This is a genomic window from Rhizocola hellebori (assembly GCF_016862955.1).
Taxonomy (GTDB): Bacteria; Actinomycetota; Actinomycetes; order Mycobacteriales; family Micromonosporaceae; genus Rhizocola; species Rhizocola hellebori.
The window spans coordinates 1-11,227 of the sequence record NZ_BONY01000146.1 but is presented as its reverse complement, the minus strand read 5'-3'; the positions used below and the strand labels follow the sequence as shown (position 1 = coordinate 11,227).

9 protein-coding genes are annotated in these 11,227 nt (G+C 68.8%); 3 read left to right on the top strand and 6 right to left on the bottom strand.

Going from position 1 to position 11,227, the window contains the following annotated elements:
• Positions 1-195: 195 nt before the first annotated feature.
• From Rhe02_RS48240 to Rhe02_RS48220, 5 genes are all read right to left on the bottom strand, one after another.
• Positions 196-1,026, bottom strand: a complete 831-nt coding sequence (locus tag Rhe02_RS48240) for a class I SAM-dependent methyltransferase (protein WP_203915325.1) — start codon at positions 1,024-1,026, stop codon at positions 196-198.
• A gap of 122 nt (positions 1,027-1,148) precedes the next feature.
• Entirely contained in the window at positions 1,149-2,933 is a 1,785-nt protein-coding gene (locus tag Rhe02_RS48235) for an FG-GAP-like repeat-containing protein (RefSeq protein WP_203915324.1), read from the bottom strand.
• 85 nt (positions 2,934-3,018) lie between these two features.
• A complete protein-coding gene (locus Rhe02_RS48230; protein ID WP_203915323.1) occupies positions 3,019-4,173 on the bottom strand; it encodes a hypothetical protein in 1,155 nt (384 codons plus the stop codon).
• Positions 4,174-4,225: 52 nt separating this feature from the next.
• Complete coding sequence (locus Rhe02_RS48225) at positions 4,226-5,071, bottom strand: peptidoglycan-binding protein (RefSeq protein WP_203915322.1); 846 nt, start codon at positions 5,069-5,071, stop codon at positions 4,226-4,228.
• Positions 5,072-5,142: 71 nt separating this feature from the next.
• Entirely contained in the window at positions 5,143-5,493 is a 351-nt protein-coding gene (locus Rhe02_RS48220) for a YchJ family protein (protein WP_239124560.1), read from the bottom strand.
• 76 nt (positions 5,494-5,569) lie between these two features.
• Here Rhe02_RS48220 and Rhe02_RS48215 point away from each other — a divergent pair, with 76 nt between their 5' ends.
• The gene (locus tag Rhe02_RS48215) at positions 5,570-6,241 is read left to right on the top strand and encodes a DUF305 domain-containing protein (RefSeq protein ID WP_203915321.1); all 672 of its coding nucleotides are present in this window, start codon (positions 5,570-5,572) and stop codon (positions 6,239-6,241) included.
• Positions 6,242-6,315: 74 nt separating this feature from the next.
• On the opposite strand, the gene Rhe02_RS48210 is transcribed toward Rhe02_RS48215, so the two are convergent.
• A complete protein-coding gene (locus tag Rhe02_RS48210; RefSeq protein WP_239124559.1) occupies positions 6,316-8,325 on the bottom strand; it encodes an LVIVD repeat-containing protein in 2,010 nt (669 codons plus the stop codon).
• A 239-nt stretch (positions 8,326-8,564) separates the two neighbouring features.
• Here Rhe02_RS48210 and Rhe02_RS48205 point away from each other — a divergent pair, with 239 nt between their 5' ends.
• Together Rhe02_RS48205 and Rhe02_RS48200 are read left to right on the top strand one after the other, a co-directional pair.
• The gene (locus tag Rhe02_RS48205) at positions 8,565-8,798 is read left to right on the top strand and encodes a DUF6229 family protein (protein ID WP_203915320.1); all 234 of its coding nucleotides are present in this window, start codon (positions 8,565-8,567) and stop codon (positions 8,796-8,798) included.
• Positions 8,799-8,808: 10 nt separating this feature from the next.
• Positions 8,809-11,227: type 2 lanthipeptide synthetase LanM family protein (locus Rhe02_RS48200; protein WP_203915319.1), on the top strand; the 2,419-nt coding region annotated here is incomplete at its 3' end.

Here is an 11,227-nt window from a genome sequence, read left to right as displayed (position 1 = left end):
CGCGAGCCGTAGGCAGAGGCGGCACGAACACAAGCAGCACGGCGGGCAGCCAGAGCCGGCGGCGGCGGGGAGATCTTGCGGCGGCTGCATCGACGCTGTGTGAAATGGCTGCGGGATTCCCGAGGGGGGTCAGCGCAAGCAAGTGCGGCGCTGTGTGGGGATGCGGGGGTCGCGGAAGGGGGACAGAAGAGTGGGCTAGGGGGTGGCGGCGACGCGGGTCCAGGCGGTGACGATGTCGGGGGTTTTTAGCACGACGTCGGCGGCGACAGTTTCGTGGCGTAGGCGATCGGCCAGGGTGTCTATGCTGACCTGCTCGGCGGTGGCGACGCCGAAGCGTTCGATCAGGGGGAGCATGCTGCGGATCGCTTCGGTGATCCAGTCGTAGCTGGCGGCGTCTGGGCCGGTTTCCACAATGGATTCTAGGCGCATCGCGGGGGCCGGGAGGCCGGCACTGGTCATGGTGTGGTGCAGCGCGAGGCCGGCGTTGGAGGGTATCCCGGCGCGGGCGGCGGTGTCGCAGATCCAGCCCCAGGCGGTGTGCCACAGCGGGGCTTCGGGCAGAGTGCGTACCGAAGAGGGATGGAAGTTGAAGTCCTGGAAAGCTACCACGCCACCTGGGTTGAGGCGCTGGGCCAGCCGCCGCAACGCGGCCGCGGGATCGGCAACGTACATGAGGACCAGCCGACCCACGATAGCGTCGAACCGGCCGGGCAGGTCCACATCGGTGCAGTCGCCCTCGACGAAGGTGACATTGTCCAGTCCGAGCGAACGGGCGCGGTGCTCGGCGGCTTGCAGGATCTCCGGATTTTGGTCGATGCCAACGACACTGCCGGTTGGGCCGACTAGCTCGGCGGCGAGCAGGGCGACATCGCCGGCGCCGGTGCCGATGTCGAGAACCCGTTGGCCCGGGCCGATTCCGGCGTCGCGCAGGGCGCGCTCGGAGATGGGGTTGAGCAGACGGGCCGCCGAGATCAGGCGTCTGGTTTCCTGATCGGTGCGGCCCATCAGGTAGGTCGGTGTGCTCATGGCAGGTCTCCTCGGACACTGGGAAAGGTACCGTGAGTGTGCCGAGGAGACCGGCGGAAATCCTTGAACTGGCGGATGTTGGCGAATGAGTATTTCTACGCAGACCCCGTAGGCGGGACAGGCTAGCCGCCGCACCGGCCATCGAAGATATCGGATCTTCCATCGCCGTCGAAGTCCCCGGAGACGTGGAGGCCCGCCAGTGGGCAGCCGCTGGTGGCCAGGGGGATCCAGCTGCTTGCGCCGCCCGAGGAATAGCGCCACTGGCTGCCCGAGATGCTGAACACGTCGGTCCTGCCGTCACCGTTGAAATCGCCGAAACGTAAAGCGCTCAACGCCTCCGAGGCTGAGGCCAGCGGCTGCCAGCTGGTCGCGCCGCCCGAGGAGTAGCGCCACTGGTTGTTGGAGGTGGTGAACACGTCGGTCTTGCCGTCGCCGTCGAAGTCGCCGAAGGCGAGCGAGGTGATCGCGTCGCCGGACAGGGCGAGCGGTTTCCAGCTGGTCGCGCCGCCCGACGAGTAGTACCAACGGCCGCCGCTGGTCTGGAACACATCGGTCTTACCGTCGCCGTCGAAGTCGCCGAACCGCAACGAGTCCAGGGCCGCGCTCGAGGTGGCCAGCGGCTGCCAGCCGGTCAGCCCGGCGGAGGAGAACTGCCACTGCCCGGCCGAAGTGGTGAAGACGTCGGTTTTGCCGTCGCCATCGAAGTCGCGGAACCGCAGCGACGAAAGCCTTAACCCGGAAGCGGCGAGCGGGATGAACGCACCGGATCCGGAGGGTGAGTAGTACCAGCGCGCGCCGGTCGCCCGGAACACATCTGTGCGCCCATCGCCGTCGAAGTCGCCAAAGCCGACCTCGGACACGTCGAAGGTGTAGTGGGCCAGCGGCGCATAGCTGGCCGTGCCACCCGACGAATATCGCCAGGCGATCCGGCGACCGGTCTGATGGCACGTGCCGGTGGTGGTGCCGTAGGTGTTGGCGCCGATGGACAGGTTGCCGGTGAAGTTCGTCTGCCGCACAGCGGTGCTGGAACCGCTGTGGGCGAAGCAGTTGCCCGACACCCAGGCGCCGGTGAACGGACGGCCGCGGATGACGATCGCCGGCTGGGCGGTGGAGCGGAAGCTGTTCTGCTTGATATGAATGACATCCCCGGCGTAGGGGGCGCCGTTGCCGAGCGCCTCGTTCTCACCGTGCATGTCGAAGCCGTGCGACAGCGCGTTGTCGGTCACGACGTTGAACCGCGCGTCATAGCGCGCCGTCCGGATGCCGTTGCCGGCGATGGCGTGACGGTTCTGGGTGAAGGTGTTGTCCTCGATCACCGCGCTGGTGTTGTTGTACAGCACCACCCCATAGCCAAGGCCGGTGCGCCGGTTGTGGTGGATGTAGTTACCCCGGACCCAGCCCTCGATGGTGTCACCGAGATACACCGCCGCATGCGACCAGCCGTAGAGCTCATTGTTGTCGACCAGCAGGTCGGAGGCGTCGACCACCTCCAGCCCGCGTGAGTTGTCGTACTGGTAGGCGTTGTCGCGGATCTCCCGGTCGGGCCCGCGCAGCCGCAGCCCGGTGACCCGGATGCCAGCGCCCCGCAGCGAGAACTGCGCCCACGTCTCGGACTGGCCGAGGTCGAGCTCATCGTTGTAGAGCAATGCGCCCGCCGAGCCGTTCTGGCCACGGTCGCTGGCGAGGGTCACCCCGGCCGGGATGACAATGCGCTTCTGCCCGGTCAGATCGATCGACGCCGCCGGGTCGACGAAGACGGTATCCCCGGCGACCGCACCCGCCAGCGCCGCCAGCAGCTCGGCCTTGGTGTGCACCACCACGCTGGCGGCATTGGCCTCAGATGAGGGCATGGGCATCAATGTCACGGCGACCAGGACCGCCAGGAGGGTCAGCTTTCCACGCTTCATTACGGTGGTTCCCCTTACCACGTCGTGGTGCATCATCCAATTTAGATCGGTCGCTATGATGCCACACTTGGGGAGTTTCGGCGGGTTAGCTCCAGTTGACCGGAAGTATGCTGGCGAACGCGGCGATGGGCGCGCTGAGCAGGGCCTTCACCGGGCCGACCAGCAGGCCGGCGACGATGGCCACTGCAAGGCAGACCCGCCACCGCGGGGTGTGCTGAGGCGACCGTCGCAAATGGACAATGTAAATCATCGCAGCGACGGCCAGGGCCGGGCCTGCGGCGATGACCACCGGCGGAACGCCGCCCAGGGTGACCTCCGAGCCGGGCAGGCTGATGAGCGCGATGGCGCAGGCGGAGATGGCCAAACTGAAGTCGATCAGATGCGGGACGGCGGCGGGCACCTCGGCCTGACCGATGTAGGCGCGGAATCGGTACCCAGTGAAAAGCAGCAGCACAGTCAGGATGGCGAAATCGGTGGCCACCAGCCCGGCCACGGACGGGTCCGAGGACACGGCGGCGTAGACCGCGGCCACCGTCGTGGCAACCAGGCTGGTCAGCATGAGCAGCGCCACCAGGGCCACAGCGATGCTCGCGCGGGCCTTGCCCTGCTGAGCCCGCTTGCTCGCGGCAGTCACCGACTTGGCCAACAGCGGAACGCACAGCCCGAGCACCGTGATCAGGCCCAGCACCGCCATGCCCAGCGTGCCCGAATCGCCTCCCGCCAGCACGAACGGCAGCACCGAAGCCAGCAGCAGCCAGGCGAAGGCGATGGCGAGCCCGACGACCAGACGGTAGGGCTCCAGCAGGGTGCGGGTGGGCACCGCGGTCAGCCTTCCGAAGATGAACCAGTAAGCGGACAGCAGCACCACCTGGGTCAGGATGGCGGTGGGCACGATCTCGGCCAGGTGCTCGCGGCCCATGTCCAGCAGCGCTTCGTCGAGGGTGCGGGTCTGCTTCTGCCAGAACAGGCCGTAGGCCAGCACGAGCAGGACGAACGAGATGACCGAGGCGAGCTTGCCCGCGTCGCGCCAGAACCTGTTGCCGACCTGCTTGCGCACGAACCCGGTCGCGGCCTTGCCCACCTGGACGGCGGCCTGCCCGGCCCGGATCAGGATCGCCACGGCGAGGCCGGCTAGCGCGATGAGGAAGATGCCGCGCAGCAGTTCAGGGCTGGCGTCGAGGCCCACCAGCTCATGGAGGGCCTCGGCCAGCATGACGAAGAAGTCGTTCAGCCCCGACACGCGATCATCGTAAGTGGACAGTGGCGGTCCGGATAGCCCACGGACGGCTGAGCTATGACCGCGAGTACTTCTCCCACCAGGTGAAGGCGACCCGGTAGCCGGCCGGGGTGTCGTCGGCCGCGTGATTGGCCAGACCGTTCTTGCCGAAGTAGTAGTCGTGGATCTGGTTGCGGGCCTGCGTGGACAGGTCCGGGTCGGAAACGGCGGCGGCGTGGATGTGGTAAGGCCAGTCGCCCTGCGACGGGTTGCGCAGCCACGCCGCGAAACCCACTGTGCGCAAGGCTTTCACGGTCTGCCAGCGCTGCGTGGTGGTCAGCGCGCTGACCGAGATGTCGACCACCCCACCACCGTCATGGGTACCGGCGGAGGAAGGATTCGAGCTGGTATACGAACCTTGGGAAAGGGTGATGGCCCAGGCGAGCTTGGCGTCCGCGGCGACGAGCATGTTGCGGGTCCGGGTGTTGACGCGCTCGCCGGTGAACGAGTCGGTGCGTGAGCCGGTGGAAACCGTTCGGGTGACCGTGTAGCGGCCCTCGCCCAGCCTGGTCAATGAGGTGGGGCCGGGGATCCCGTTGGCGTCGATGCCGGTGTAGCCCAGCGATTGCTGCCACTGCGCGTAGGCCGACACGGTCGAGGTCCCGTAGTGCCCGTCGACCGAGCCGGAGGCCAGCAAACCGCGCGCGTTCAACGCCCTTTCCACCTCGATGACGTGGGCGCTGGCGCCGGGGGTGAGCCCGGTGTCCGGCTTGGGCGGGTCGACCTGGGCGGCCAGCAGCACCATCTCCATATCCACCACCGGCAGCGCGGCCTGCCCCGGCGTGGCGAAGGCGGCGTTCGCGGCCAACGCGGCGGCTGCGGCCGCGCCCTGCGACAGCACCCAGCGTCTTGTGCGGGTCATGGACATACCTCCATCGATTCGGGTCGTTCGTCAATGGAAGTATCGAGAGCCCGCTACAAATCACTTACAAATCAGCCATAGTTGCCGCGCACATAGAACCATTGCTCGTGCTCACGCACGAAGCTGCTTTCCTCCCTGAGCACACCGGGCTTTCCGTCCTGGCGGTAGTGCGCCTCGAAGAGCACCGTTGCTGAGCTGTCGAACAGCGAACCTTGCGACGTGGCAAGGACTTCCAGGCGGATCCAGCGTGTCGTCTGATCGAGATTCAAAGCTTTTGGCCTGGTACCCGCAAACCAGGTTTTTAAAAGGTAATCCTCATCGTTGCGCGCGAAGGCGCTGAACCGCGACCGCATGAGAGCCTCGGCGGTAGCGGCCTTTCGCAGCCCCAGATGCAGCGGCTCGCAGCACTCGGCGTAGGGCAACCCGGAACAGCAGGGGCATCGCGACATACCGGGTAATCTACCCGAGCCCTCGGTCATCGGTTACCGTGTATATATTATGTGGACTTCTCGCCGTGCCGTCCTGCTCGCTGCGGCCGCTGTGGCGGTCCTCGGTTCCGGTGGCTACGCGCTCGTCCGCTTCACCGGTGGCGAGCCCAGCGCCGCGCCGCCGCCCCGCGTCGTGCAGCCCGGCGCTCCCGGGCAGACCGGCCGGACGCTGTCGCCACAGGAGCTGGCGCGCATGTCGGCCCCGCCGCACACGCTCGCGGACACCCTGTTCTTCCAGCGGATGATCCCGCACCACGCGCAGGCGCTGCAGATGACGGCTCTGGTGAAGGGGCGCACCGTAAGCACCGAGCTGCCGCTGCTGGCCGAGCGAATCTCCGTCTCTCAGCAGGACGAGATCACGCAGATGCGGCGCTGGCTGACCACCCGCGGTGAGCCCCAGCCGCAGGAGCACACCGGGCATGCCGGGCACGACCAGCTCATGCCGGGCATGCTCAACGATGAGGAGCTGGCCCGGCTGGCGGCCGCGCAGGGGGCAGCCTTCGATCGGCTCTTCCTGGAGTTCATGATCCGCCACCATGAGGGTGCTCTGGTCATGGTGCAGCAGCTCTCCGACGGCGGCGGCGGGATCGAGCCGGACAGCGACCGCTTCGCCCGCGAGGTACGGGTCGACCAGTCCATCGAGATCCGGCGCATGCGCGATCTGCTGGCCGCCCTGAACTAGCGCGCTGAACTAGCCGCCAAATGCATGCCAAGGCGCGCCCGGCAATCTGGGCGCGCCTTGGGTTTCGCGAGTGGTTAGTCGAGCGCGGCGCACTGTCCCGTCGCCGGGCCGCGAACCGTGTTGGCCGCCCCGAGGTTGATCGGTGCGGGGGCGTTGCCGCTGCACACGAGCGGCCCGTTGATGGTGCTGCGGGCGATGACCGGCTCGATGCCCGGGGTGTTGCCGCCGTTGACCACCACGGGTCCGCGCACTGTCGAGTCGACGATGGCGGCGCTGCCCTTATTACCGGTGATCGCCACCGGCCCGGCTACGGTGCTGTGGTAGAGCTGCACCGCGTCGGCCGCGGGTGCGGCGACCGGCCCGTTGATGGTGGCGTCGAGCGACAGCAGCGAGCTGCCGGCGCCCACCAGGATCGGGCCGTTGACCGTGGCGCCGTTGAGGCAGGTCACGCCGGAGGTGATCAGCGGGCCGTTGTGCCGTCCGGTGATCGTCGTCGTGCAGGTGCGCAGCAGCTGGTCGAACCGGGCCCGCGCCACGGCGAAGCTGGGCGCCCAGGTCACCTTCGGCTGGTGCTGCGCGTTGAACTCGGCCAGCTGCACCTCGCCCGCGGCCGCGATCTCGGCCGCTGTCAGGTGCGCGCTGGGCTGCAGCTTGAACACGTCGAAGCCGCGGGCGATCTCGCTGCCGTAGATCTGGCCGTTGTACCAGTAGGCCGACCAGAACCCGCCCAGGACAAGCGCCTCCGGGCCGACTGGGCCACGGTCGAAGTAGCCGATTTCCCTTGCGTTTGCGGGATCGGTGAAGTCCATCAGCGATATGCCGCCCTGGTACCAGGCTTGCACCATGATGTCGCGGCCCGGGACGGGAATGATCGACCCGTTGTGCGCCACGCAGTTCTCCTGAAGCGTCTGCGGCACCGGCAGCTTGTAGTAGCCGGCGAACTCCATCTTGCGGTCGACGATGTTGAAGATCGCGTTGGCGCCCCACTCCGGCCGGTCGGTCTCCCGGCAGCGCGGACCGCTGCCGCCACCCCACTCATCGGTGAAGATGACCTTCTTGCCGTCGTTGCTGAACGTGGCCGAGTGCCAGTAGGCGAAATGCGGATCGCTGACCGCGTCGAGCCTCACCGGATGGGCCGGGTCGGAGATGTCGATCAGAATGCCGTTGCCCTCACACGCACCCGCCGCGAGTCCAAGCGCGGGCAGGGCGGTGATGTCGTGGCAGGCATCGGTGATCGGGGTCGGGCCCCACGGGCTGCCGGACGGATGCGTCGGCGTCGGCGGGGCGTTCTGCAGGCCGTCGATCGCCCCGGTCACCGGGTCGGCGAACAACCGTGGCTGGCTGACCACCATGGCCTGCTCGGGGTGGGCCACCGGCACCTTGATGACGTCGATGCGCCACCGTGACGGGTCCGGACCGGTGGCCGGATCGTTGCTGCATCCGGCGATCGTGGTGTCGCCACGTACCCCGGTGGTGCCGGAGACGTAAACGTAGACGTTGGCCGAGTCTTTCGGATCGGTCACCACCGAGTGCGTGTGCGAGCCGCGGCACAGCTGCACGGCGGCGACCTGGACCGGGTTGGACAGATCGCTGATGTCGAACACGCGCACACCCTGGAACCGGGTGCCTACCGTGGGATCGGTGCCGCAGTCGACCCGGCCCCGGGTCTGCTCCACCGACATGAACAGCAGGTTGCCTGTGGTCGACAGGTCACCCTGCCCGCCCGGGCAGACCACGCTGGTGACCACCGCGGGATGAGCGGGGTCGGCGATGTCGATGATGTTGAACCCGTTGTAGTTGCCCATGAACGCGTGGTGGCCGCGGAACGCCATGTCGGAGGTGGCGAAGGCGAAGTCGCCCGGGTTCGCCGGGTTGACGAAGCCGTCGGGCTTGTTCATGTGCGCCAGCATCTGCATGTTGCTGATCGCGGTCTGCGCGTCCAGCCAGCCGCCGCCCAATCCGATCCGGGGATCGGGGTCGGCCGATGCCGGTCCGGGCAGGATGCCCACGACCACTATGGTCGCGACGGCCAGGCCGAACGCCTTAGCAGCGCGCCTGGGAGGAAGTGGAAGACGAAATGCCATGTGTCACGTCCCGTGTGTGAGGGATCGTCAAGGTGACGGTGTGCTCGCGGGTCGCTTCCACACCGCCTTCATAGGCGACGATACCGATGGTGGGTAAGGCGTCAACCCATTGACGCCCGTCACTTCGGCTGAGGACGTGCCAAAATCACGACCGCCTCCATGGTGTCACGGCCGAGTCATCACCGAGTCATCACGCGCTCGTAGCGTCGCAATCTGCCGAGTGAAGTAGGAGGCAAGCAATGAAACTTCTGAGCCCTGTCCAGGTGGATCAGGTTGCCGCCAGCTGGCGGCTCGGCCTGGACACCGCCGAGGACAACCCGGCTGGGCCGCTGTTCCTGGCCGGCCGTTACGCGGTCGGGGAAATCACCGCCAGCGACCCAGCTCTCAACACGCAGAGCCAATGCCAAACGGCCTGGCTCACCAACTGCCCACCGATGTGCCACCCGATCGAAGACGTCGGCACGGCACAGTAGAAGCCCAGGCATGATCACCAGCATCGCGCGCATCCTGGATCCCGTGCTCGCTCCGGCACTGGCCGAGCTGGCAAGCTCGTTGCGGGCGGCAGCCAAGCTGTCGGCCGGCGACCGGGCGGCCTTGCACACCGCAGCGACCCGATCGCTGCGCGAAGTCGCATGGCAGCACGTGTGCAGGGTGGTGGTGCTGGAGCTGCACGTCGCCGGGCGGTGTGGCCGGCTGACCGCTGCCGACAGCCAAACCCGTTGGCAGGACTGGGCTGACCACCTTTCGGGGGAGGCCGGATGGGACGAGCTGGCCACCACCTACCCGGCGCTGCCGCCGCGGCTGAATGCCTTGGTGCGCAACAGATGCGCCGCGACGCTGCGGCTCGCTCGCCGCTACGGCGACGATCGGGCCGCGGTGGGCGGCCTGGCCGGAGGTGGCCTCGGCACCCTCACCGACGTCGAATTCGGTGCCGGGGACAGTCATTCCGGCGGCGAGTCCACCACGATTCTGCATGGCGGCGACGGCCGGGTGGTGTACAAGCCGCGCTCGCTTGAGGTGGATGCCACGCTTGGCGCGCTGCTGCCCCGGCTGCTGCCCGGCGAGCCCGTGGCCACCCGGATCCGGGTACCCGACGTGCTTGCCCGGCGCGACGCCGACGGCGATTACGGGTGGGCGCAATACGTCGCGCATCGCCACTGCCGCGATCACGCCGAGCTGTGCGCCTTCTACCGCGGGCTGGGCCACTGGCTGGCCGTGCTGCGGCTGCTTTCCGGCAGCGATCTGCACGCCGAGAACCTGATCGCGGCCGGGCCGGTGCCCACGGTGGTCGACTGCGAAACCCTGTTCACCCCTTCACCCCCAATCACTTCATCTGGGTACGGGCAAGCCGCCGACCGGGCGCGGCAGCTGCTCAACCGGTCGGTGCTGGCGATCGGCATGCTGCCGGGGCGGGCCGCCGGTCCGGGCCTGCGCGGGCTCGACCTGTCCGGGGCGGGCGCCTTGCCCGGCCAGCAACCGGTGTTGCAGGTCCCGGGTCTGGTGGACCAGGGCACCGACCGGATGCGGATGGCCACCGTGCGGCTACGCCCGGCGGGCGGTCTCAACCTGCCCAGCCCGGAGCCGGATCTGGTGCAGTATTGGCAACACGTCGAAGACGGGTACTTGGTGCTGACCGAGCACCTGCGTCAGCTGGACAGCGACGGCCACCTCGAGCCGTGGCTGGCCGAGTTTGCCGACTGTCCGATCCGGTCGGTCCGCCGGGACACGGCCGGCTACCTCGAAATCGGCCACATGCTGTGGCACCCGAGCTCGCTGCACCAGCCGCAGCCGGCGGCGCAGCGGGCAGCCGAGCTGCTGGCGACCCACGCACGCAACGTCGCCGGGGCACCCGATGCGCCCGCCGTTATCGCGGCCGAGGTGGCCGAGCTGCTTGACGGCGACATCCCGATGTTCACCACCACCGCGCGATCGGGAGTCCTGGCCGGGCCGCGGGGGACGCGCTGGGGCGAGCCGCAGGATCTGGTGGCGGCGGCGGTTTCCCGTTGGCGCAGCGCCGATCCGGCGGCCGACTGCCGGCTCATCCGGTCGGCGGTGGTCAGCGCCTATCTCGACGACAACCCGGCCCGGCAATGGCAGCCACCGCTGGTGGCACACAGCCGGTTCAGCGGCGGTGACGTCGACCTGCGGCGGCGCGCCCTGGCTGCCGGCATCATCGGTCAGCTTGCGCAGGAGGCGATCCGGGGCGAGGACGGGACGGCGACGTGGACCGCGCCCGCCTTCGGCACTACGGGGTGGGCGGTGCGGCCCATCCCCTGCGACATGTACAGCGGGTTGCTCGGGGTGGCGGTGGCGGTGGCCGGGTACCGGCTGGAGATGCTGGCCGGACGGGCCGACCCGGTACAGGACGTGGAGTGGCTCCTGGCCTCCACGCTGGCGACCGTGCGGCTCGCCGAGGACCGGTCGTGGGCGGAACTGAGCCGGGCCGAGGCGGCCGGAATCCCCATCCATCCCGAGCCGCCCGGCGCCTACACCGGTTTGGGCTCACGGATCTGGGGTTGGCTGCTGCTGCACCGGTTGGGCGCGGTGACGCAGGCGGAGGCGGTGGAGCGGGCCTGCCGATCGGCCGGCCGGATCGCCGCCTCGGTGGCCGCCGACGAAACCCACGACCTGCTGGCCGGCGCGGCCGGCGCCATCGTGCCGCTACTGGCCCTTTCCGCGCACGGCGACCGCGACCGCTGGCTGGCCGTGGCCCGTTCCTGCGCCGGCCGGCTACGCGCAACGGCCGCCGTGGACTGCACCGGCGCCCGCTGGCCCACCGGCCTGCGCCCGCAAGGCCTGGGCGGCCTGGCCCACGGCGCGGCCGGCATCGGCTGGGCCCTCGCCCGCCTCGCCGCCGCCTCGCCCGACGGCAACGAGGCAGCACCAGGCCACGGCACCGCGG

Excerpts from the sequence above, each read along its gene's own strand:
- Rhe02_RS48215 (WP_203915321.1), top strand. The coding sequence starts at position 5,570 with ATGTGGACTTCTCGCCGTGCCGTCCTGCTCGCTGCGGCCGCTGTGGCG.
- Rhe02_RS48240 (WP_203915325.1), bottom strand. The coding sequence starts at position 1,026 with ATGAGCACACCGACCTACCTGATGGGCCGCACCGATCAGGAAACCAGA.
- Rhe02_RS48210 (WP_239124559.1), bottom strand. The coding sequence starts at position 8,325 with ATGGCATTTCGTCTTCCACTTCCTCCCAGGCGCGCTGCTAAGGCGTTC.
- Rhe02_RS48235 (WP_203915324.1), bottom strand. The coding sequence starts at position 2,933 with ATGAAGCGTGGAAAGCTGACCCTCCTGGCGGTCCTGGTCGCCGTGACA.
- Rhe02_RS48225 (WP_203915322.1), bottom strand. The coding sequence starts at position 5,071 with ATGACCCGCACAAGACGCTGGGTGCTGTCGCAGGGCGCGGCCGCAGCC.
- Rhe02_RS48205 (WP_203915320.1), top strand. The coding sequence starts at position 8,565 with ATGAAACTTCTGAGCCCTGTCCAGGTGGATCAGGTTGCCGCCAGCTGG.